The sequence below is a fragment of the Pseudomonas sp. B37(2017) genome (assembly GCF_002112885.1).
Classification (GTDB): Bacteria; Pseudomonadota; Gammaproteobacteria; order Pseudomonadales; family Pseudomonadaceae; genus Aquipseudomonas; species Aquipseudomonas paraglycinae.
This window is the reverse complement of sequence record NZ_NEIX01000023.1, coordinates 1-22,924: the sequence shown is the minus strand read 5'-3', so window position 1 is coordinate 22,924 and position 22,924 is coordinate 1. Positions and strand designations below refer to the sequence as shown.

Genomic DNA, 22,924 nt, shown 5'->3' with positions numbered 1-22,924 from the left:
ACCAGGAGCGCCCGCACCTGTCCTTAAAATACAAAACGCCCGATGCGGTGCATCGGGCGTTAGGGTGAAACAGGTGTAAACCTATTTCAGGACTAGACATCCATGAATCCAATTCGCCAGCAACCGACCCCCTCAGGCGTCACCCTCCTCCTCCGCCACCCGAACCAGCAGATCCCCGGGCTGACAGTTGAGGTACTCGCAGATGGCATCCAGGGTCGCCAGTCGCAGCCCTTTGACCTTGCCCTGTTTGAGCAGCGACAGGTTGGCCTCGGTGATGCCGATGGCGGCTGCCAGGTCTTTGGATTTGACCTTGCGCAGCGCGAGCATCACATCCAGTTGAATCACGATAGGCATGAGGACCTCAAATAAACGTACGGTTTTCCCGATCGACTTCACTGGCCTGCGCCAGAATCCGCGCGATGATCGAAATGCACGCGGCCAGAAACAACGCGACGAATGAGGCAGCCGTGATGCTCAGGGTCAACAGCCGCTCACCGACCGGCGCATTCTGGGTGACCCACAGGCTGAGCATCGGCTCACAGAGGAAATCCAGAAGCACCCAGATCGCCACGGCTCGCCCGACCTTGCCCAGATGCTCCGCCGTTTCCCGGGCGAAATACTCACCTCGCGCGTAACTCTGAAACAGCCGGCGCAAATGGTTCAGGCCCGACGCCAGCGCCAGCAGGGGAATGCTCGACAGCAAGATCCCGCCCAGCTTCTGCCACCACGGAAACAGCGTGGCGGTGTCGGCCATTTGTGACAGCTGGCGCTCGGTCAGCGCAAACCCCAGCCCCCAGCTTTCCTTTTCCGCCAACGGTGGGTAAACCCAAATGACAGCATTGAGCAGCAGCATCACGACGATCAGGATCAACGTCACCGTCGCCATGCGCCGACTGAATTGCACGAGCCCGTGGGTGGTCATGGGAAAGCCTCACAAGAATGAATGTGAGCGCCACCCTAACGATTAAAATTATCGAATAACAATAATTAATTGCTGCAAAACATTAATAACTGTCAGGCATCCAGGCTTTTACCGACCACCGGATCACCGATCTTCAGAAAGTTGCCACCGGCCACGTGATGCAGCGTGCGCAGCTCATCGTGCCCTTCAAAATGCCAGCGCCCATCGCTGAACACCCGCGAATCAGCCTGCGCCGCGATCACCTCGGCCAAGAACAGATCGTACTGTTCGTGATTGCGCGGTTCCGGCAGCAACCGGCACTCGAGCCAGGCCACGCAACCGTCCAGCATCGGTGCCTCGACCTGCTCACCAGCGAAGCTCTGCAAGCCGTAGGCCTGGAACTTGTCCTGACCTTGGTCGCGATTGATTTCCAGGCCCGACGTCGAACCCACGGTCTGCACGATGTCGGCCTGATTCACACAAGGAACGTTGAGAACGAAGGTGCCCGACGCCTCGAGCAGTTGCCGGGTCCAGGTGGATTTGTCGAGGACCACCGCGACTTTCGGCGGTTCGAAATCCAGCGGCATGGCCCACGCAGCGGCCATGATGTTGCGCTGCCCGTCATGGGCGGCGCTGACCAGCACGGTCGGCCCGTGATTGAGCAGGCGGTAGGCTTTGTTCAGGGGAACCGGGCGACGGAAGGACTCGCTCATGGGATCTGCTCCGGGAAAAAGAGCCGATTGTAGCGGGATAAAAACAACGAAGGGATGGCCGTCGACCCTCCCTTCGCCTGGCAGGCATCAGTTGGATAACTGGTTGGCGAACTGGCCGACTGCATCCACCACTTTCTGCGCGCCGTCCTGGATCTCGACGATCACCGTACCGGCCTCCGCCGCCAGCGCCAGCCCTTGTTCGGCCTGTTGCTTGCCGTCGGTCATCAGGGCCACGGCGTTGCGCGCCATGTCCTGGTTCTGGCGCACCACACCGACGATTTCTTCGGTCGCCTGGCTGGTGCGCGAGGCCAGTTGCCGTACTTCGTCGGCCACCACCGCAAATCCTCGGCCCTGCTCACCGGCGCGAGCGGCTTCAATGGCGGCGTTGAGCGCCAGCAGGTTGGTCTGTTCGGCAATGCCGCTGATGGTCTTGACGATGGTGCCGATCACCTGGGATTGCTCGTTCAGCGCCTCGATGCCTTCGCCGGCAGTCTGCATGTGCTTGGACAGATCGCGCATCACATTGACCGCTTCGGTCACCACACGGGTGCCACGCTGGGCGGTGCTGTCGGTTTGCAGGGACGTGCTGTAGGCGATATTGGCGGCATCGGCGACGGCCTGCTCCTGATTGACCTGATCGGTGATCACCGTGGCGAACTTCACCACTTTGTAGAGTTTTTCGTTGGCGTCGAGCACCGGGTTATAGGAGGCTTCCAGCCAGACGACACGACCATGGCTGTCGACCCGTTTGAAACGGCCGGCAACGAATTCGCCGTTATTCAGGCGACGCCAGAAGTTCTGGTACTCGGCGCTGTTGTACTCCTCCGGCTCGCAGAACTGGCGGTGATGTTTGCCCTTGATCTGCGCCAGGCTGTAACCCATGCCCTGCAGGAACCGGTCGTTGGCACTCAATACGTTGCCGCTGAGGTCGAACTCGATCACGGCAGTCGAACGCACCAGCGCGCCGATCAGGTTTTCGTGTTCGCGGGAGGCCTCGATGGTGCGGGTCAGGTCGCTGGAGAAAATCGAGAAATGCTTGATCCGGCCATCCGATGAACGAATCGGCTGCACGATCGAACGCAACCACGCCTCTTCGCCGTTACCGCGGGAAAGGCGCACTGCGCCAGCGAAATGCTCGCCACGGGTCAGAGCGGCCTTGAAGCGGTGATGAAACTCGTCGGACTTCACATGGGCCGGCACGATGTCTTCGATGGCGCGGCCGATCAGGTCGTGGTTCTTGTAGAGCATTTCGCTGAGGAAGTTCTGGTTGACCGACTGAATCCGTCCGTCGGGCTCAAGGGTGAGCACCAGCATCTCGCTTTCCAGGCTCTCCTTCACTTGCAGAAGGCTGGAGAGTTCTTCACGAAGAGCCGCCAGCTCTTGCTTCAGGCGTTTGTTGAACATGGGAAAGCACCGATGGACAGGATGGAGAGCGGGTATGCAGCCTAACCATCGGCCTTGGAAATCTTTTCTGAAGAGCGCTTGAGGCGTGTCCTACAAAAATAGTTACGCCTCGACAATTCAGGCGGTGCCGGCCACCGGACACTGTTCTGCGCGCGGCATGCGCGAGCCGAAATACGCCGCGCTGGCGACGCCTACCGCGCCCATCACCGTGCAGAACATCACGCAGATCCACGGGCTCCACGGCATCAGACCGATCAGCAGCAACGGTGTGACACTGGCCCAGGCGGCGTAGGCAATGTTGTAGGTGAAGGAGATCCCGGAAACGCGAATCCGTGCCGGGAACAGACTGACCATCACCGACGGCACCGCACCGACCACGCCACAGCACAAGCCGGCGATGGCGTAGGCCAGACCGACCCAATTCCCGCCGCTGATCAGGCAGGTGTAAAGCAGGCCGATCCCCAGCGGCAGCAGCAGGCTATAGAGCATGACCGTACGCCAGGCACCGATGCGATCGACCAGCCGGCCGGCGATCACGCAGCCGATGTTCAGGAAAACAATGCCCAGCGCGCTCAACGCGAAGGTGTGGCCGGCAGTCATGCCGAAAGTTTTTTGCATCATGGTCGGGGTGATGACCACGAACACCACCACCGCCGAGGTCAGCACGCAGGTCAGAAGCATCGCCGGCAACATGGCCAGCCGATGATCGCGCAGCACGGTGCGCAGCGGCAGTTCGACCCGCGCCTCACGCTGCGCTTCCATGGCCATGAACACCGGGGTTTCGCTCAGCCAGCGGCGCAGCCAGACACCGATCACGCCGAACACACCGCCGAGCAGGAACGGATAACGCCACGCGTAATCCAGCACTTCGGCCGGGGTGAACACTTGCGCCAGAAAAGTCGCGGTCAACGCGCCGATCAGATAACCGAAGGTCAGCCCGGCCTGCAGAAAGCCCAGGGCATAACCGCGATGCCCGGCCGGCGCGTGCTCGGCCACGAATACCCAGGCGCTCGGCACTTCACCGCCCACCGCCGCGCCTTGCAGGATGCGCAGCGCCAGCAGCAGCAACGGTGCGAAATAGCCGATCTGTGCGTAGGTCGGCATGATCCCGATCAGCAGACACGGCAGCGCCATCATCAGGATGCTCAGGCTGAAAACCTTCTTGCGCCCCAGCCGGTCGGCGAAATGCGCCATCAGAATTCCGCCCAGCGGGCGCGCCAGATAGCCGGTGACGAAGATCCCGAAGCTTTGCAGCAGGCGCAGCCACTCGGGCATTTCCGGCGGGAAGAACAGCTGGCTGAGGGTCAGGGCGAAGAACACGAAAATGATGAAATCGTAGATCTCCAGCGCCCCGCCCAGGGCCGCGAGGCCGAGGGTCTTGTAGTCGGAACGGCTGAACGGCGCCGGTCGGGCAGTGGAATGGGCAGTCATGGCAAAGAACTCTGGCAGGCAAAAAACCAAGGCGCCCATGGTCTACGCAAACGGGCCGCCGGACAACCCGTTAGACCATAGTCTGATTCGGCAAAACACGGTCACAAAAATCCGCCGGTTGATTTACTGTTGGCACCTGTCCAGACGGGCCGGCCAAGCCCCGAAGACCACAATAAACATAAAAATCCGAGGTACTCCCGTGGCCGTTGATATCGAAGATAGCCGCTCTGCGCGCTTTGCCTTGCGCTGTTCAAGTTTCGCCGAGCGCTGGTTTCCTGACTCCTGGGTATTCGCCGCGCTGGCGGTGATCATCGTCGCGCTGGCGACCCTGGCCATGGGCGCCAAACCCACCGACGCCGCCATGGCGTTCGGCGACGGATTCTGGAGCCTGATCCCGTTCACCATGCAGATGGCGTTCGTGGTGATCGGTGGTTATGTCGTGGCCAGTTCGCCGCCCGCCGTAAAGCTGATCGACCGCTTGGCGCGAATCCCGAAGAACGGTCGTTCTGCCGTGGCGTGGGTCGCGCTGATCTCGATGGTCGCGTCCTTGCTCAACTGGGGCCTGTCGCTGGTGTTCGGCGGTCTGTTGGTGCGCGCCCTCGCCCGCCGCACCGATCTGAAAATGGACTATCGCGCCGCCGGTGCCGCCGCCTACCTTGGCCTCGGCGCCGTGTGGGCACTGGGCCTGTCGTCGTCCGCCGCGCAGTTGCAGGCCAACCCGGCCAGCCTGCCGCCGTCGATTCTGTCGATCACCGGGGTGATTCCGTTCACCCAGACGATTTTCCTCTGGCAGTCGGGGGTGATGCTGCTGGCGCTGATCGTGATTTCGATCATCATCGCCTACGCCACCGCGCCCGGCCCGAACTCGGCGCGTGACGCCAAGGCCTGCGGCATCGACCCGGCCTTCAACCTGCCACCGCTGCAACCGCGCACCCGTCCAGGCGAATGGCTGGAACACAGCCCGCTGCTGATCATCCTGCTGGTGCTGCTGGCGGCCGGATGGCTGTTCCACGAGTTCTCGACCAAACCTGCGATCACCGCGATTTCCGGGCTCAACACCTACAACTTCCTGTTCATCATGCTCGGCGCGTTGCTGCACTGGCGCCCGCGCAGTTTCCTCGATGCGGTGTCGCGCGCCGTGCCGACCACCACCGGAGTGCTGATCCAGTTCCCGCTGTACGGCTCGATCGCCGCGCTGATGACCACGGTCAAGGGCACCGATGCCCAGACCCTGGCCCATCACATCTCGACGTTCTTCGTCAGCATCGCCTCCCACGACACCTATGCGCTGCTGATGGGTGTGTACTCGGCGATTCTCGGCTTCTTCATTCCGTCCGGCGGCGGCAAGTGGATCATCGAAGCGCCGTACGTGATGCAAGTGGCCAATGACCTCAACTACCACCTCGGTTGGGCGGTGCAGATCTACAACGCCGCCGAAGCCCTGCCGAACCTGATCAACCCGTTCTACATGCTGCCGCTGCTGGGCGTGCTGGGGTTGAAGGCGCGGGATCTGATCGGTTTCTCGTTCGTGCAATTGCTGGTACACACGCCGCTGGTGCTGTTGCTGCTGTGGGCGCTGGGTACGACGCTTTCGTATCTGCCACCCGTCATGCCTTAAACGATGACGACAGGGTGCCGGCTCCGGCGCCCTGTCTTTCCCTTCGCCCCCTTCGACAAAAAGCGACCCGAACGATCCTTCCTGCGGTTGCCTGTCTTAAATAATGGCTCAGAGCCATCATCTTTCTTTACCGCGCCACTGCCTCGGTAATATTCTTGCGCGCCAATAACTGTTTCATTTTTTGTCTGAGCGCAAAGGGAGTTCGTTGCAATGATCGTCGGGATTGACCTGGGAACCACCAACAGCCTTGTTGCCGTATGGCGCGGCGATGCCACTGAGTTGGTGCCTAACGCCCTGGGTCAGTTTCTGACGCCCAGCGTGGTGGGTCTGGACGATCAGGGCCGGATTCTGGTCGGGCAAGCTGCCCGCGAACGCCTGCACACTCATCCGCGCCTGACCGCGTCGCTGTTCAAACGCCATATGGGCAGTGCGACGGAGGTCTACCTCGGGGATAAAAAATTCCGTCCGGAAGAGCTGTCGGCGCTGGTGCTCAAGAGCCTGAAAGAAGACGTCGAACGCACCTACGGCCAGACCGTCACGGAAGCCGTGATCAGTGTTCCGGCCTATTTCAGTGACGCCCAGCGCAAGGCCACGCGCATCGCCGGTGAACTGGCGGGCCTGAAAGTCGAAAAGCTGATCAACGAACCCACCGCCGCCGCACTCGCCTACGGCCTGCACCAACGGGACAAGGAAACTTCGTTCCTGGTGTTCGACCTGGGCGGCGGTACGTTCGACGTGTCGATTCTCGAACTCTTCGAGGGGGTCATGGAGGTGCGCGCCAGCGCCGGTGACAACTTCCTCGGCGGCGAGGATTTCGACAATGTGCTGCTTGAGCACTTTATCGATCAGCATCGCAACGTGTCGGACTTCCCCGAGCGCTCCACCATCCTCCAGCCGCTGCGCCGCGAAGCCGAGCGTGTACGCCGTGCACTGGGCCAGGACGCCAGCGCCGAATTCAGATTGCAGGTCGGCGAGAAGCAATGGACCCAGACCATCACCCAGGCGCAAATGGCGACGCTGTACATGCCGCTGCTCGAACGCCTGCGCGCGCCGATCGAACGGGCCCTGCGCGATGCACGTATCCGCGTCAGCGACCTCGATGAAATCCTGCTGGTCGGCGGCACGACCCGCATGCCGCTGGTGCGCAAACTGGCTGCCGGGCTGTTCGGCCGCTTCCCGTCGATCAGCCTCGATCCGGATCAGGTCGTAGCTCAAGGCGCGGCGATTCAGGCGGCGCTCAAGGCCCGTTCGGCCGCGCTGGAAGAAGTGGTGCTGACCGATGTCTGCTCCTACACCCTGGGGATCGAGACCTCCACCCAGGTCGGTCGCCAGTATGAAAGCGGCCACTACCTGCCGATCATCGAGCGCAACAGCATGGTCCCGGTCAGCCGGGTGAAAACCGTGCAGACCCTTCACGACAACCAGGAACAGGTCGTCGTGAAAATCTTTCAGGGCGAAAGCCGCCTGGTCAAAGACAACGTGGCGCTCGGCCAACTGGACATCAAGGTGCCCAAGCGCAAGGCCGGGGAAGTCGAGCTGGATGTGCGTTTCACCTACGACAACAACGGTTTGCTCGAAGCCCAGGTCAGCATTCCCCTGACCGGTCAGCAACATTCGCTGGTCATCGAAAACAACCCCGGCGTGCTGACGCCCGAGGAAATCCAGCAACGTCTGCAAGCCCTGGCGCAATTGAAGATCCATCCGCGCGAGCAACAGGTGAACACCCTGCTCAGTGCACGGCTGGAACGTCTGTATCAGGAAAGCCTGGGCGACCTGCGCGATCAGATCGGCTACTGGGCCAAGCAATTCCAGCAGGCGCTGGATTCCCAGGACGAGCGGCAGATCCGTGAAACCCGTACCGAACTGAGCAAGCAGTTGAGCGCACTCGACCGTAACCCCTGGCAGTAAGGAAGCACGACATGGAATGCTGGTCTGTCCTGCAACTGCCCGAAGACGCCGGGCTGCGTGATATCAAGCGCAGTTACGCGCGTCTGCTGAAAGTCTTCCGGCCCGATGAAGATGCCGCAGGCTTTCAGCGCCTGCGCGAGGCCTACGAGCGCGCATTGTCGATTGCCCAGTGGCGCCTTGAAAACGAAGAGGCCGAGGAGCACGGCGACGTCATGCTGGCTCCGGGGATCGCCGCGCTGGCGGTACAAGAGCAGTCCATCGCTCAGCCGCTGCAGAAGACCGGGACCGATGCGTGGGATTACCCTGCGGCGCTATTCGAACCGGTGACCCCGGCCGCGCCCGAAGCACCGATCGAGTCGCCAGTCTTGCGGGTACAGCCGCTGAACCCGCAGCCCGTGGAGCCGACCGCTGACCCAGCCGTTGAAGCCGCATCGCAATTGCTGAACGGCCTCTCGGACTCAAATCTGGAGCAGCGCTGGGAGCAAGCGTGCCAGCAGGATTGTGCGCAAGCGTTCCAGACACTGTTGCTGACGTTGTGCTTCGATCATCCCGCGCTGCGCCTTTCGATTGCCCGTTGGGCGGTGCAGCATCTGGGTTGGCTGGGCCCATGGCAGGAGATCGTCATCGGCGACGGCCAGCGCAGCATTCTCGCCAACGAGCTGCTGACGGATTACCGGCAATCGCTGGAAACGCTACTCGCCTCGCAAAACGAGCGCGAATTTCTCGCGCTGCTCAAGTCTTACACGGCCCAACCCTGGCTCCAGGTGTTCGACCGTCGGGAACACTGGCAGCAGATCATCCTGCAACTGCTGCAGGACACAGAGTGGAGCGTGGCGCTGTTCGACCGTATCTCCCAATTATTTGGCTGGGACGACACCAAGGGCATTCATCCGCAACCGGACTGGCTCTGGCAGGCGCTGATCGAGCGCTGCAACCAGGAAAGCCTCTACGACAACCTGTGTGCCCGGGCCGAAGATCAGCGCAACGGGTCGCCCGACGCGCTTGCCGCGCGGATGCTGATCAGCCCGATGAAGCCGCGGCAACAGAAAGACATGACCGACCGGTTCATTCCGGCTGACTGGCAGGCTTGCCAGCAGCTGTCGGAAACCCTCAAGTGGCGCTTCCCTGATTTGCTCGCCCGCTTGCCGTACGCCGACGTCTTCTACTGGCGACGCTTTCTGCCGCGCTACATCGCCGCCGAAACCTGGTTGCGCTCATGGGCCGCGATTGCGTTGGCGCTGTGGCTGTTCTATCTGCCTGCCGAGCACAAAATCACGGCGATGAGCATCGTCATTCCCCTGGCCTTCGCCTGCGTTCCTGTCTGGTTTTTCCGGATCGGCTTGAGTTACTGGTTTCTGATCAGCGCCCATTTGATCGTTCAGGACCTGTGGTTGACTGAAAGGATCATTCCGCGCCGATGGAACCCTGATACCCGCTGGCTCGTGCTGCGCCATGGCGTGCCGCAAGCCGTCATGATCCTGCTGTTCTCGGTCATGCTCGGCGGGCTGGGAGCCTTCACCTATATCGGGGTGATCCTGATCGGGCTCTGGCACAAGCGGCGCATCGGCACGCTCGACCCGGAGTTCAGCGACAAGCACCCGTGGCTGACCGCACTGCACTGGGCGCATTTCAGCCCGTTGCAGCTGCTGTTTCTGGTGGTCATGACCGGCGTGACTCTCGCCAGTCAGCTTGGTTATTCGCTGAAACACCTGTTCCCCGGCTAGGCTAGACGCGGGCCGGATTGCCCTCCACCAAGGTTTTACCCTCGCTGAAAAGGATCTGAGCATGTTGAAAATCGCAGGCCTCACCCTCGCGGCGCTCACGTTGAGCGCCGCGGCCCACGCCGATGTCGACCTGAAACTGGGCAGCACCGAACGCGTCACCCGCCTCTTCGCCTACCCCAACAATTGCAGCGTGATCTGCTTTCGCAACTGGACGCTGGAGCAGACCGTCGCCCATTACCTGAGCCAGAGCGTGCAGCGCGACGGCTACACCAACGCCAAGGTGCTGGTGAAAAACGACAACGATCAGCTTTACGCCGAAATCAGCGGCGTACCGACGGGCTACGACAAGCCGCTGACCGCGCTGCTGGACGCCGGCGACCTGGCCTACAACGGCGCCAGCAACCTCAATGCCGACGGCAAATGGGCCTATAGCTGGTACCTGTTCCTGCCACTGGGCATGGCCCTGGAAAACCGCAAAAGTGTCGAGCTGCTGCACTTCCCGCCGGATTACTCGCTGACCCAGGCCCAGGATTACCTGCGCTCGAACACCACCGACCGCTGGGCCGCGCTGCTGACCGACAATGGCATCCCCGCCGACCAGACGCCGGCCTACCAGACCATCATCGACATCGCCCCGATTGCCGCGCCCGCCAGCGCCGGCAAGGATCTGGAAGGCGTGTACGACTACTTCAAGGATTACCAGACCACCATGGTCAAGCAGGTCAGCCAGAACGCCAGCGGCGCCGTGCTGCCGATGGTTGCCTTTGGTGCGCCGGTGCGAAACTGGATCAAACAGCAATACGGTGCGACCGTGAATGTACTGGGCCTGGCGACCATCAGCCCGAGCGCGGGCGTAAACGTGCCGGTGCTGGGTTCCAACCACCCGAGCTACATCTGGTACGCCGCCGACCCGAGCAACTACACCGGCGACGATGCCCAGGCGAAGGCCGATGCGGCGGGTCTGAAGGTGATGGGGCAAGACTTGAGCGCCGCCTGCTGGCAGGCCGGAATGGGCAGCAAACCGGGCACCGATCCGAAGACACTGCTCAACAGCTGCACCCAGACCTGGCAAGTGACGCAGAAAGCCAAGACCTGCGAGCTGTTCTACACCACGATCCGCAACGAGACCGTGGCACAGGCGGACAAGACCTGCTCGACGACACCGGTCAAATCCCAGCTGCAACAGCTGAAAAGCCCATTGCCGGACATGGCTGCGCCCGCTGCCCACCTCTGATCAATCGGACATTCTTCCCGTGTCAGCCTTGGCTGACCCGGGAAAACGTCTATTTCGCCTGTCAGATCTGACAGTAGACCGTTAGTGTGATTTGCGGGATCTTGGATCCAATGATCGTGTTGCAGAACTGGCAGGACGTCAGTCGATGGAAATTGCGACAACGAGCCAACAGGGACCGTTATGAACACTTACGCACTACCGGGTAAACCGGCACGCGATACCGAGGGCATTTATCCTTTTGCCGGACTCCCCGTCCGCCTGGGATTTCCGTCAAAGCAGGACTTCGAGATTGTTCACGATTCCGAGGGCGTAGCCACCGCTGTCGTAGCGTGCCGGGCATTCCTGCGTATCACCCGAATGTGCCGGATTTCAGGCCAGTTGTTGCCCTATCGATGCCGGCAGACCCGGCAACTGCTGGCAGGTATCCACCTCTACGATCCGCGTTTTTGCGGTGCGTTCGAGCATTGCTGCGACCCGAACACCTTTCTCGACATGAGCGAGTTATGGGTGTGGGCCCTGCGCGATATTCTGGAGGGTGAAAGGCTGACTATCGATTACACCGCCACCGAAGACAAACTGCTGCGGCAGTTCGCCTGCGGTTGCGGATCCTCGCGCTGCCGAGGGTGGATCACCGGTTACGATGAATCACCCAATCTCGAAGGCCAGCGCTATCTATTGAGCTGGCGGCGACGGCAAGGTTTACGCTGAACGACCGATCAGGGCGCGCCGACCGGACGCAAGCGGTACTGCGGCGGCAACTGCTCGAAACCGCTGATCGTGGTGTTCAGGCTCTTCCAGCGACCATCCTTGATGCCGTAGATGCAGCCGTGGATCGACAGGCTTTGCCCGCGATGCCAGGCGTTCTGGATGATGCTGGTGTGGGCGACGTTGGCCACTTGCTGGATCACGTTGAGTTCGCACAGACGGTCGACCTGCTCTTCCTCGGTCGGCAGCTTGGCCAGTTCTTCGCGTTTTTCGTAGTACAGGTCGCGGATCGAACGCAGCCAGCCATCAATCAGGCCGAACTGACGATCCTGCATCGACGCCCGCACACCGCCGCAGCCGTAGTGCCCGGTCACCAGAATATGTTTGACCTTGAGCACGTCCACCGCGTACTGGATCACCGACAGGCAGTTGAGGTCAGTGTGCAGCACCACGTTGGCAACGTTGCGGTGAACGAACAGATCGCCCGGCAGCATGCCGACGATCTCGTTGGCCGGCACCCGTGCGTCGGAGCAGCCGATCCACAGATATTCAGGCGTCTGCTGGCGGGCCAGCTTGGCGAAGAAATCCGGGTCTTCCTTGGTGATCGCGTCAGCCCAACGCTCGTTGTTATCAATCAGGTCTTGTAAGTCGTGCATGCTGTAAGGCCTCAAGAAAGATGCGCTGGTATGACTGTCGACCGCCCGTCGGGGTCACGCTGGGATCGTGGGTGATTTGCTTTGAATTTCTCGTGTGCCCGGTGAGTCCATCCAGTAAGGCCCACAGTATGAGGAATTGCCATGACTGATTCACGACGTCCGTACGATGCGGTGCAACCGGAGCCCATCGATGATAACGAAGACCGCATGGGTTCGGTGCATGAGCTGGATTTCGACGACGAACAGCCCAGTGCGAAGATCGGCGATGAACTGCCCGAGCGCGAGCGCGAACAGTTGATGCCCCGTGACCGCGTGCGCGAAGCCGGTTTCACCGGAGCCTCGACCGCCGATCACGAGCCCACCGACGATGACCTGAGCCCGGAAACCCTGATCCGTGAGGACGGTGCCCGGGATGCCCACGAACTCGGAGAAGGCAATCAGGCCGACTGGGATCTGAGCGTGGTCGACGAGGACGATATCGGCGGCGGCAACGGGCTGGATGAAGCGGAACTGGCGCGCCGCGATCCGCAGGATCGCAAGCGCTGAGGACACCTGCCGCGATCAGTCGACGAGCGTGCAGGCCATGACCACGGCATCTTCACGCCCGCCGACCGCCGGGTAGTAATCCCGGCGCCGGCCGATCTCGTTGAAGCCATAGCGCTCGTACAGGCGAAAAGCCGAGGTGTTGCTGTCGCGCACTTCCAGGAAACATTCCCGGGCATCGGCGGCGTAGGCGCGGGACATCAGGTATTCGAGCAGGGTCAGCCCCAACCCGCGGCCCTGGTTTTCCGGCTTGACCGTGATGTTGAGCAGGTGCGCCTCATCGAGAATGATCTGCACCACCCCGTGGCCCACTTGCTGCTCACCTTCGAACATCAGCCAGATCTGGTACTTGCCCAGGCCGTCGAGAAAAATCCCGCGGGTCCACGGATGGCTGTACGCGGCGAATTCAATCTTCAGCACAGCGTCCAGATCCGCCTCGGTCATCGGGCGAAACGATACAGCGTCACTCATTCGATTCTTTCCAGCGCGCCATCAGCCGACGCATGGCTTGCCACACGGCGGCCTTGCGCTGTGGCTCTTCCATCAACAATTCCAGCCCCGGCACGGCCCACGCCAGGCCAAGACCCTCGATTTGCAATTCACGGTTGAACGCCTCGGCATCCGCCTCACCGGCAAAGCGCACCGCCGGCAGGCCGATCAGCCACAGGCAGGCGCACGGCGCCGCCTCCATCTGCACCGACAGGAAACCCTGGACGAAATCCCGGGCCGCTTCCGGGCCCTGATCCATCGTGCCGCGGTTCAGCCATGGCCAGCGCACCGGCTCACCGACAATCTGCGGCGCGTCCGGGAGGCCGGCGGCACGCAGCATGTCCTTGAGCAACAGATAAGCAGGATCGCGGGACTGGAAGGCTTCGCCTGTGGGTAACTCCACCAGCAGCAGGCAACGGCCGGCGCGCAGCAATTGCAGGGCAAAACGCGGTGGCGGCACCGGCGCCGGCTTGGCCACCACAGGGGTTTCGTCGACTTCTTCGACCGGTTTGGCGCCCGTGCGGGTGCTGGCCAGCGAAGGTCGCGGAACCTCGATCTTCGGCCGTTCGACCGGACGCGCGGCCGGCTGCTCCGGCGCTTCGGCCGGGGTAGCCGGGATCACCGGTGCGGCAATCTCGGGCTCGGGCATGTCCAGCAGCTCGGGCCGCGACGGCGCGGCAAAGGGCAATTCGGTGCGCGGCAGCCAGTTGACCACCTGCATGGCGTTCAAATAGGCGCGGCGGCGGGACTCGATTAGCAAGGGTCGGCCACTTGTGGATAACTGAAGTGCGCTGATTCTACCGCCCTTCGCTCAAGATCGCGCGCTGTTGATCGATAGTCTTGACCGATACCTTGACGCAAAGAAAAGCGACAGCCCGTCCCGAGAGTGAATCGCATCCTTCGTGATGCAGTACAATCGCGGCTTTTAATCGCCAACCAGCCGGCCATTCCGATGATCGAACCCAAGCGCGTCTTGCGCGCCCTCGCTGAACACTGGGCACTTCTGGAGCCACTGTGCGAGCACTTCGACCAAGGCACACTGAGCCTCAACGAACTGCGCACGCAACTGGCCGCCCAGCAACTGGACAGCACGCCGCAGGACATCACCAGCCTGCTCGACGTGTGGATCCGCCTCGACATTCTGGTTCCCGTGGCCAAGAGCCCGAACCGTTTCGAGCTCAATGCGCAGATCCACGACTTCCTCGCCTACCTGCGCCGCGAGCACCGTCTGGGCCTGTGCCTGGAGATCGAAGCCTATCTGCGTCACCTCGAGCGTCTGGCCGGTTACATCCAGGATGCGTTCGACGTCCGTGACGGCAATGATCTGGCGCGTCAGCTGCGTTTGCTCGACATGCGCGTGCGCGACGTTCTGAAGAAACTCGACAACGACGAACAGGCGCTGGTGGCCGTGGCCGAACGGGCCAAGACCAGCGACCGGCAGATTCCGCTGCGTCAGCGTTATGCCGAAGTGCTGGCGACCTGGGACGAATACGTCGAGCCGATGATCGATCTGGTGAACGCCGATGGCGCTTTCGAGCAAGGCGTGCGCAAGGTCGAAACCGTGCTGCTGAAGATGCTCAGCGAACAGCAGCGCCTCGGCCATCTGGTCGATGACGACATGCTGCTGCGCACCCACGCGCGCATCCTCGAAATGCAGACCAGCGCCCAGCTGACCCTGCGTCACGCCCGCGAGCTGCTGCTGCCGCTGCGCGAAGAAGCACGCCGGCACAACGCCGTGACCCGTGGTGCTGCGCTGGCGCTGGCCGCGATCCGCCGCAAAGGCATCGACGCCGTGCCACAAGCGGCGATGCCGCTGTTCACCCGGCCGCAAAGTACCTTCCTCGGCAGCGCCAGTCAGGTTGAAGCCTACGTCTACGCCCTGGCCCGTTTCGAGCCGAAACCGGCGCGTTTCCCCAAGGCGCACAAGTCGCAGAAGACCGGCGATGCCCCGCGTGCACCGCGCACCGTGCGCGAGATGGTCGACCGTTGCGAAGAATCCCTGCCGATGCCGGATCTGATGACCTGGTTGCTGGAGCAGGAGCCGGACGGCGCGACCGACGAATTGCTTTACTGGTTCTCGCGCCTGTCGCGGGAAAAACGCTTCAAGCGCGAGCGTCTGGAACGCCGCGAATACCACACTCACGAGCATCAGGTCAGCCTGCGCTCCTTCGCCCTGCTCTCGGCCGGCGACACCGCCGCCGAGGATTCTGCGAGCATCCCCAATGCATCTTGATCTATCCGAACTGTCTCAGCTGGCGCCGATCTTCCGCGAGCTGTTCAAGGGCTACCACGTCAGCCGCCGCGACCCGGAGCTGTACGCGCAACTGTCGAACTTCCAGGACCAGTACCGCACGCTGTTCAAGGCGCTGGGCTTCGAACTGGTCTGCGACACCCGTGGTTTCTATTATTTCGTGCCCGACATGGCCGCTGCGGCGGTGAACAAGACTGCCCAGCGTCTGGCGCTGTTCACCTTCATCCTCGTCGAGCATCTGGCCGATCAGGGCCGCGATCCGATCGCCGTGCTCGATGGCGGCAGCCTCGGCCGCGAAGAACTGCCGTCGCTGCTGGAAAAATACCGCGACCTGTTCATCCAGGCCGAAGTGCAGACCGTTGAAGAGCTCGAAGAAAAAATCATGCGCCGCATGACTCAGCTCGGCTTCGCCAGCGAGGAAAACGGCGTGTACCGCTTCCTGCCGCCGATGCACCGTTTCCTCGACGTCTGCCTGTCGGTTCAACAGGACCGCGACCTGGCGGCCAGCGTGCACAGCGTTCTGCCGCTGCCGGCGCCGGTGCTGATCGACGAAGCCGCCGAGGCGAAATTCCTCGCCACCGACGACCCGCTCGATCTTTCCGAGTTTGAAGAAGAGAGCGAAGAAGACGCACTGGCGCGCGCCATTGCCGAAGAACAGGAGTCCGACGCATGAGCCAGGAACGCTACGGCATCCGCCGCTTTGCCCTTTTGAACACCGCCGGTTACAGCCTCGGCCTGTTCCCGCTGGAAGAACCGCTGTCGGTCTACGGCGCGAACAACCTCGGTAAATCCGCCTCGATCAACGCCTTGCAGTTCCCGATCCTGGCGCGCATGTCAGACATGAGTTTCGGCAAGTACAGCCTGGAGCAATCCCGGCGTTTCTACTTTGCCTCCGACACCAGCTACATCCTCGTCGAAGTGAACCTGCCCCACGGCCCGCACGTGATCGGCGTGGTCGGTCGCGGCCCGGGTGGCGGTTTCGGTCACCAGTTCTTTGCCTATGCCGGCAAGCTCGACCTGGCGCACTACCAGAAGAACGACACCTGCCTGCGGCAGAAAGAGCTGTTCAGCAACCTTGAGAAAGAAGGCCTGAAAGCCTACGAACTCAAGCCCGATGAGCTGCGTCGCTTGCTGGTTGGCGGTCACACGTCGATCCCGCTGGATCTGACCCTGATCCCGCTGCGCTCCACCAGCGAGCAGAGCCTGAAGACTTTCCGTGCACTGTTCATCAACCTGCTGCACATGCGCGAAATCACCGCAGCCAAGCTCAAGCAATTGTTCCTCGATGCGTTCGAACACAGCCTGCGTTCCGGCAGCGTCGATTACATCGCCGCGTGCGAAGAAGCCTTCCGCGACGTGCGTCGTATGGAACAGGACTACAACTCGCTGGTGGCTGCCGGCCCGTTGGTCGAAGCCTTGGCCAACGGTGTGAAACAGCGCGATGTGCTGCGCGGCAAACTGCATCGCCTGTCGCCGTTGCTCGACTCGTTGCTCGGCACCTGGTCGGACTACGCCACGGCGCGCAAGGAGGAGCTGACGATTCAGGCCGAACACTACCGTCGCGAGCAGGACGATCTGCAAAACGATCAGCGCGGTGGCACTCAGGAATTGATGCGTCTGGAGCGGGAAATCTCCGGCATCCAGCGCTGGCTCGGCGAGTTGTCCGTTCTGAAGAACCGCTTCGCGCTGGTCGATGACGTCAAGGTTCTGGAGCAGCAATTGCTGGCAGCCAAGGACGCTCACGACGAACTGGCCGGCGCATTGGCGCAGTCCCGTCAATTCAGCGCCGAGGATCTCGAAGAACGTCTTCGCGATCTGGAAAAACGCCTGAAGTCGGTGAAGCAGCAACTCGATCACGCCGACAACAACAGCTACGCCCGTCTGCGCGAAGAGTTCTCGCAGCAGGATGTCGAGCGCCTGATGCGCCTGTTCAACAGTGCGCTGTTCAGCCTGCCACTGGGTGAACACGGCATCACCCTCGACGACGATGGCGAATGGGTGAAATCGGTCGAGCTGATCCTCGACGGCTTCAAGGGCGAGCGTTTCGAAGTGCCTGGCCTGTCGATCGACATCTCGCACATCGAGCCGCCGGCTCTGCAGGCCTTGGCCGACCGTGCCGCGTTGCGCGATCAGAAAGAGCGTTTGGAAAAAGAGCTCAAGCAACTCAAGACCCAACAAGCCGTGGCCGCCGACCGCGCCGCGAGCAAGACCCAGACCGAAGCGCTGTACCAGCAGGTGCTGGATGCGCAGAAGGCGCTGGAAGACTTCCGTCGCACCCAGACCCTGAGCGCCGAAGAAGGCGACAAGCTCGAGCAACTGGCGCAGATGGAAGCCGCGCAGGACGAACTCAAGCGTTCCAGCGATGCGTTCACCGAGCGTGTCCAGCAACTGTCGGCCAAGCTGCAACTGGTCGGCCGGCAGATCGCCGACATGGAAGCCAAGCAACGCACCCTCGACGATGCCCTGCGTCGCCGTCAGCTGCTGCCGGCGGATCTGCCGTTCGGTACGCCATTCATGGATCCGGTCGACGATTCGATGGACAACCTGCTGCCGCTGCTCAACGACTATCAAGACAGCTGGCAAGGCCTGCTGCGCGCCGATGGTCAAATCGAAGCGCTGTACGCGCAGGTGCGCCTGAAAGGCGTGGCCAAGTTCGACAGTGAAGACGACATGGAGCGCCGTCTGTCGTTGCTGATCAACGCTTACGCGCACCGCACCGACGAAGCCCTGACCCTGGGCAAGGCCCGTCGCGCAGCCGTGACCGATATCGCGCGGACCCTGCGCAACATCCGCAGCGACTACGACAGCCTCGAGCACCAACTGGCGCTGTTCAACCGCGAGATCAACAAGCGTCAGGTGTCCAACCTGCAGAGCTTCCGCATCGTCCTTGCGCCGAACAAGGAAGCGCTCAAGCACATCGATCAGATCATCCACAGCGCCGGTCAGTACGAAGAAGGCGAAACCCTGTCGGTGTTCGATCTGAGCCAAAGTGCGGAACAGGACAACAAGAACGAAGAGGCCAAGGAATACCTGGCGCGGCTGGTGGCGGCGAACCACAACCAGCTCGGCCTCAAGGACTTGTTCGAACTGGCGTTCGAGATCACCAAGGTCAATGGCCAGCCGGTAATCCACACCGACATCGATGGCGCGGCGTCCAACGGCACCACGATGACCATCAAGGCGCTGACCAACATGTACTTGTTGCTGCACTTGATGGACCGCGACCTGGCCGGTCGCGTACGTCTGCCGTACTACCTCGACGAGGCAGCGGACATCGACGAGAAGAACCAGGCCGCTCTGCTGGAAACCAGCCTGCAACTGGGCTTCGTGCCGATCCTGGCGAGTGTGAAGCCGCAGGTCTGCGCCAGTGTCGCCATCGACCTGGAAGGCGGCAGCGGCCCGGCCGGCATCTACATCGACGAGGCGGACTGGAAGTACATCCGTCGCCACGACGTGGTGAAAGCCACCGTCAATGTCGAAGCGGACGAGCCGGAGCTGGATGCGGTTTGATGCGTAACTGACGGGCACAAAAAAGGGCCGCGATCCATTGGATCGCGGCCCTTTTTCATGGGCTCTGGATTATTTGCCGAGAGGGATTTTCGGTGCCCAGTTCAGCCACTCGTCTTCGAACTTGTCGAACAGCGGGAAGGTTTGTTCGGCGCGAGCCGGATTGCCCATCTTCTCGCCGTCCGGTGTGGCGAAGGCGATACCGCCCTGAATCACTGTCTCAAGCGACTCTGTGCGTACGGTCACGCCTTTGAACAGGCCGATATCGAAACCGACGCCGCTGGTGTTCCAGAAACGGCTGCCGCTGCGCACCAGTGGCGCGTACTTCGGTTCGATCAGGATGTGCACCAGGACGCGATCCGCGGTCTGGCCCAGTTCGTAACCGGTGACTTTGCCTACGGTGATCTCACGGTAGGTGACCGGCACGCCCGGTTTCAGCGAGCCACGACGGGCAGCGCTCAGTACCAGACTCAAGCCAGCCTCTTGCTTGGTCACCTCTGGCGCATTGGCCAGGGCCACGAAGTTCTTCTGCGGGCCGAGGTTCTTGGCCGCCGGTTGCACTTCGATGTACTGCCCGGTGACCAGGGTCTCCAGGTTCGAGGTCTTGATCAGACCCAACTCCGGTTTGACCACCCAGAACTGACTGCCGACTCGAGCAATCTTCTCCGGCACTTCAGTGATGCGCGCGGTGAGGATTACCGATTGCAGATCATCGGTCAGGTCCACACTTTCAATCTTGCCGACATCCAGGCCCTTGAAGCGAACCGGGGTGCCGCTGCGCAGACCGTCCGCGCGATCGACCTTGATGGTGACGACGGCGCCTTTCTGATTCGCTTCATCATGGTTGGCGAACAGACGGAAACGCGGAATGCGCTTTTGCAGCGGCGCCTTGGCCTGCGGCGTTTCGAAGGCGATGCCACCGGCCATCAGGGTCTGCAACGATTCACTCTTGACCTGAATGCCGCCGGTCAAACCGCCGGTCAGCGTGACGCCACTGACGTTCCAGAACCGGGTCGAGGCGTTGACCAGGTTTTCGTATTCCTTCTCGATGTGGACGCCGATCACCAGTTGCTTGCGTGTCTTGGAGAACTGATAGCTCTGCACCGAACCGACCTTGACCTGCTTGTAGAGGATCGGACTGCCGACGTCGATCGAGCCTAAGGTATCGGTGAACAGCACCAGGTGCAGGCCGGGTGCACGCAGATCGAGCGGCGGCGCTTTGGGTCGGGCTTCGAATTCACGCTGTGGCGCACCGCCCTTGTCGCCCGGGCGCACGGCGATGTAGTTACCTTTTACCAACGCTTCCAGACCGGTGATGCCGGCCAGGGAGATCGAAGGTTTGACCACCCAGAATTGCGTGCCGGTGACGAGATAGTCTTCGGCCAGCGGATCAAGGGTCAGTTCGGCGGTGGCGCTGGACAGGTCCGGATCGATCTTCAGCGCTTTCAGGTTACCGACCTGAATGCCTTTGTACATCACCGGGGTACGCCCGGCTTGCAGGCCTTCGAAATCGCTGAGTTTGACCTTCACCCGGATGCCGGCGGCGGCCGCATCGAAGTCTTCGTAGAGACGGAACGGCAGGCTTGGATCGGTGGGCGGGCTGTCTTTGCGGTTCTCCGGCGTGGCGAAGGCGATACCGCCAGCGACGATACTGGCCAGGGATTCGCTGCGCACTTTCACGCCGGACAGGTTGGCGTCGATGCTGATGCCGCTGGCGTTCCAGAATCGTGTGTGTTTGCGCACCAGTTTGGCGTAGGTCGGTTCGATGAACACCTTGAGCTCGACCGTGCTCTGGTCTTCCGACAGCACGTAACTTTTGATCTGCCCGACTTTGATCTGCTTGTAGAACACCGGGCTGCCGCGATTCAGCGAACCGAGGCGATCGGCCTTGATCGTCAAGTGCAGACCGGGCTTCGAATCCGATAGCGGCGGCTCTTCGGCCAAGGCCTTGAACTTGCGGGTCGGCTCGCCTTCACCGGGACTGATGGCCACGTAGTTACCCGATACCAGGGTTTCCAGGCCGGTGATCCCGGCCAGGGTCACGCTCGGCTTGACCAGCCAGAAACGGGTGCTGGTCTTCAGGTACTGATCGACATCCTTGTTCATCTCGATGGTCGCGATGACACCTTTGGAGTTGCCTTCATCATCGAGCTTGAGAGCTTTCACCTTGCCGACCGGCATGCCTTTGTAGACCACTTCGGTCTTGTTGGCCTGAATGCCTTCACCGCTTTCAAACCGCACCTGAATCTCGATGCCGGTTTCGTTGTAGGCACGCCAGCCGAGCCAGCCGCCGATAATCAGGGCGATCAGGGGCAGCACCCAGATGGCAGACCAGTTCGAAGCCGGTCGGGTTTTCGCTACAGGCAAATCAGTCATGGTCGGCGTCCGACTCCGTGTTATCCCAAATCAGTCGGGGATCGAAAGTGACAGCAGCGAGCATCGTCAGAATCACCACACTGGCGAAGGCGATGGCGCCAAGATTGGCTTCGACACTGGCAAGCCGGCCGAAGTTGACGACCGCCACCAGAATGGCGATCACGAAAATATCGAGCATCGACCAGCGGCCGATGAACTCGATGAAACGATACATCCAGATCCGCTGACGGGCGGACAACGGCTGGCGGCGCTGTACAGAAAACAGCAACAGCGCGATGCCCACCAGTTTGAAGGTCGGCACCAGGATGCTGGCGATGAACACCACGGCGGCGATTGGAATCATGCCGTGCTGCACCAACTGAATGACGCCGGACATGATCGTGCTCGGGTCACCCTGGCCCAGAGAGCTGACGGTCATGATCGGCAGTACGTTGGCCGGGATGTAGATAATCGCGGCCGTGATCAGCAGCGCCCAGGTTCGCGCGAGGCTATTGGGGCGCCGGGCGTGGACCAGCGCGCCGCATCGGGTGCAAGTCTGCACATCGCTGTCGGTATCCTGCCTGTTCAGTTCGTGGCATTCGGTACAGATCAGAATGCCTGCATCAATCGCCCGCATGGGCATCTTCTCCTGATAACGCCTGCCAGATCTGGTGCGGCGACATCACCACTTCGAGCCAGACCTGAACCAGTAACAAGCCGATGAAACACGCCAGACCGAGGCCCACGGTGATAGCCGCCATGTCCGCCAGTTTGACGATCGCGACCAGGACGCCCATGAGGTAGACCTCGAGCATGCCCCAGTCTTTGAGGTGGTGATAAATGCGGTAGAGCAGCAGGCCATAACTGCGTCCGATGTTGAAACGGATAGTCAGCAATACGATCAACTGACACAGCAGTTTCAGCAGTGGAATCGCCATGCTGCAAAGGAATACGACGACCGAAACACCACGCATGTCGGTGTTGAACAGACCGATCACACCGCTCCAGACCGTGTCCTGCGACGATTGCCCGAGAACATTGAGCTGCATGATGGGTAAAAAGTTCGCCGGCACGTAGAGCAACAGCGCGGCAATGACCAGGGCGAGGCTGCGCTGCACCACGTTATGGCGGTGAGCGTACAGTTCGTAACCGCAGCGTGGGCAGAGGGCTTTTTCGCCGTGAGCAAGCTTGGGCTTGCGCATCAGCAGATCGCACTCATGGCAGGCCACCAAGTCATCCAGCGGTAAATCTGACAGCCCTGGGGCGTCAACCGAATCTGACATAAGGGCTCTGACTCCGAAAAAGTTGGGATCTATTCTAGTGTTCTGATTCGAAAATAACTGTGCAAATTTGTTCGCTGACGCGAGCAAAAACTTTCCTGCGGGCAAAACAAAACCCCAACTGCTTTCGCAATTGGGGTTTCGGAATTTAATCTTGACGATGACCTACTCTCACATGGGGAAACCCCACACTACCATCGGCGAT

The 22,924-nt window shown here is 61.4% G+C and carries 19 protein-coding genes and 2 pseudogenes; 9 read left to right on the top strand and 12 right to left on the bottom strand.

All coding sequences use genetic code 11. The features are described from left to right. Positions 1-132: 132 nt before the first annotated feature. The 6 genes and pseudogenes from CAF90_RS28975 to CAF90_RS28955 form a co-directional block, all read right to left on the bottom strand. On the bottom strand, positions 133-354 hold the full coding sequence (locus CAF90_RS28975; protein WP_085609286.1) for a helix-turn-helix transcriptional regulator: 222 nt from the start codon (positions 352-354) through the stop codon (positions 133-135). 7 nt (positions 355-361) lie between these two features. Continuing rightward, entirely contained in the window at positions 362-922 is a 561-nt protein-coding gene (locus CAF90_RS28970; RefSeq protein ID WP_085609285.1) for a DUF2975 domain-containing protein, read from the bottom strand. 92 nt (positions 923-1,014) lie between these two features. Beyond that, positions 1,015-1,614: a flavin reductase family protein gene (locus tag CAF90_RS28965; protein ID WP_085609284.1), complete on the bottom strand. Its 600-nt coding sequence runs from the start codon at positions 1,612-1,614 to the stop codon at positions 1,015-1,017. An 87-nt stretch (positions 1,615-1,701) separates the two neighbouring features. Continuing rightward, positions 1,702-2,133 (bottom strand): annotated as a pseudogene (locus CAF90_RS30010) (methyl-accepting chemotaxis protein); the annotation flags it as partial. A gap of 156 nt (positions 2,134-2,289) precedes the next feature. Then, a pseudogene (locus CAF90_RS30005) lies at positions 2,290-2,928 on the bottom strand (PAS domain-containing protein); the annotation flags it as partial. Positions 2,929-3,135: 207 nt separating this feature from the next. Then, complete coding sequence (locus tag CAF90_RS28955) at positions 3,136-4,449, bottom strand: MFS transporter (RefSeq protein ID WP_085609282.1); 1,314 nt, start codon at positions 4,447-4,449, stop codon at positions 3,136-3,138. 199 nt (positions 4,450-4,648) lie between these two features. On the opposite strand from CAF90_RS28955, the gene CAF90_RS28950 reads away from it, so the two are divergent. The 5 genes from CAF90_RS28950 to CAF90_RS28930 all read left to right on the top strand — a co-directional run bounded on the left by CAF90_RS28950 (position 4,649) and on the right by CAF90_RS28930 (position 11,641). After that, positions 4,649-6,067, top strand: coding sequence for a short-chain fatty acid transporter (locus tag CAF90_RS28950; protein WP_085609281.1), 1,419 nt, complete (start codon positions 4,649-4,651; stop codon positions 6,065-6,067). Between the two features lie 210 nt (positions 6,068-6,277). Then, positions 6,278-7,975: a molecular chaperone HscC gene (locus tag CAF90_RS28945; protein ID WP_085609280.1), complete on the top strand. Its 1,698-nt coding sequence runs from the start codon at positions 6,278-6,280 to the stop codon at positions 7,973-7,975. Positions 7,976-7,986: 11 nt separating this feature from the next. Then, a complete protein-coding gene (locus CAF90_RS28940; protein WP_085609279.1) occupies positions 7,987-9,699 on the top strand; it encodes a J domain-containing protein in 1,713 nt (570 codons plus the stop codon). Positions 9,700-9,760: 61 nt separating this feature from the next. After that, positions 9,761-10,933 carry a hypothetical protein gene (locus CAF90_RS28935; RefSeq protein ID WP_085609278.1) on the top strand — a complete coding sequence of 391 codons (1,173 nt, stop codon included), beginning with the start codon at positions 9,761-9,763 and terminating at the stop codon, positions 10,931-10,933. Between the two features lie 180 nt (positions 10,934-11,113). Further along, positions 11,114-11,641, top strand: a complete 528-nt coding sequence (locus CAF90_RS28930) for a lysine methyltransferase (protein WP_085609277.1) — start codon at positions 11,114-11,116, stop codon at positions 11,639-11,641. An 8-nt stretch (positions 11,642-11,649) separates the two neighbouring features. Here CAF90_RS28930 and can read toward each other — a convergent pair whose 3' ends face one another. Then, the gene (can, locus tag CAF90_RS28925; RefSeq protein ID WP_007951756.1) at positions 11,650-12,294 is read right to left on the bottom strand and encodes a carbonate dehydratase; all 645 of its coding nucleotides are present in this window, start codon (positions 12,292-12,294) and stop codon (positions 11,650-11,652) included. A 141-nt stretch (positions 12,295-12,435) separates the two neighbouring features. On the opposite strand from can, the gene CAF90_RS28920 reads away from it, so the two are divergent. Continuing rightward, entirely contained in the window at positions 12,436-12,840 is a 405-nt protein-coding gene (locus CAF90_RS28920; protein ID WP_085609276.1) for a serine kinase/phosphatase, read from the top strand. Between the two features lie 15 nt (positions 12,841-12,855). Here the strand turns inward: CAF90_RS28920 and rimI are convergent, their stop codons facing one another. Together rimI and CAF90_RS28910 are read right to left on the bottom strand one after the other, a co-directional pair. Beyond that, a complete protein-coding gene (gene rimI / locus CAF90_RS28915; RefSeq protein WP_007951758.1) occupies positions 12,856-13,308 on the bottom strand; it encodes a ribosomal protein S18-alanine N-acetyltransferase in 453 nt (150 codons plus the stop codon). Beyond that, entirely contained in the window at positions 13,301-14,047 is a 747-nt protein-coding gene (locus CAF90_RS28910; protein ID WP_007951760.1) for a hypothetical protein, read from the bottom strand. Before CAF90_RS28910 ends, rimI begins: the two co-directional genes overlap by 8 nt. Positions 14,048-14,278: 231 nt before the next feature. On the opposite strand from CAF90_RS28910, the gene mksB reads away from it, so the two are divergent. Genes mksB through mksF form a run of 3 tightly spaced genes read left to right on the top strand, consistent with a single transcriptional unit; the run spans position 14,279 to position 19,087 of the window. Further along, a complete protein-coding gene (mksB, locus tag CAF90_RS28905) occupies positions 14,279-15,559 on the top strand; it encodes an Mks condensin complex protein MksB (protein ID WP_162803847.1) in 1,281 nt (426 codons plus the stop codon). Beyond that, the gene (gene mksE, locus CAF90_RS28900; protein WP_007951764.1) at positions 15,549-16,250 is read left to right on the top strand and encodes an Mks condensin complex protein MksE; all 702 of its coding nucleotides are present in this window, start codon (positions 15,549-15,551) and stop codon (positions 16,248-16,250) included. The genes mksB and mksE overlap by 11 nt, the downstream gene beginning before the upstream one ends. Continuing rightward, the gene (gene mksF, locus CAF90_RS28895; RefSeq protein ID WP_085609275.1) at positions 16,247-19,087 is read left to right on the top strand and encodes an Mks condensin complex protein MksF; all 2,841 of its coding nucleotides are present in this window, start codon (positions 16,247-16,249) and stop codon (positions 19,085-19,087) included. Before mksE ends, mksF begins: the two co-directional genes overlap by 4 nt. 69 nt (positions 19,088-19,156) lie before the next feature. On the opposite strand, the gene CAF90_RS28890 is transcribed toward mksF, so the two are convergent. From CAF90_RS28890 to CAF90_RS28880, 3 genes are read right to left on the bottom strand one after another with little or no spacing between them, the layout of a single operon-like run. Then, positions 19,157-21,460, bottom strand: coding sequence for a PqiB family protein (locus CAF90_RS28890; protein ID WP_085609274.1), 2,304 nt, complete (start codon positions 21,458-21,460; stop codon positions 19,157-19,159). Next, positions 21,453-22,076, bottom strand: a complete 624-nt coding sequence (locus tag CAF90_RS28885; RefSeq protein ID WP_007951771.1) for a paraquat-inducible protein A — start codon at positions 22,074-22,076, stop codon at positions 21,453-21,455. The genes CAF90_RS28890 and CAF90_RS28885 overlap by 8 nt, the downstream gene beginning before the upstream one ends. After that, a complete protein-coding gene (locus CAF90_RS28880) occupies positions 22,063-22,722 on the bottom strand; it encodes a paraquat-inducible protein A (RefSeq protein WP_007951772.1) in 660 nt (219 codons plus the stop codon). Before CAF90_RS28880 ends, CAF90_RS28885 begins: the two co-directional genes overlap by 14 nt. Between the last annotated feature and the right edge of the window lie 202 nt (positions 22,723-22,924).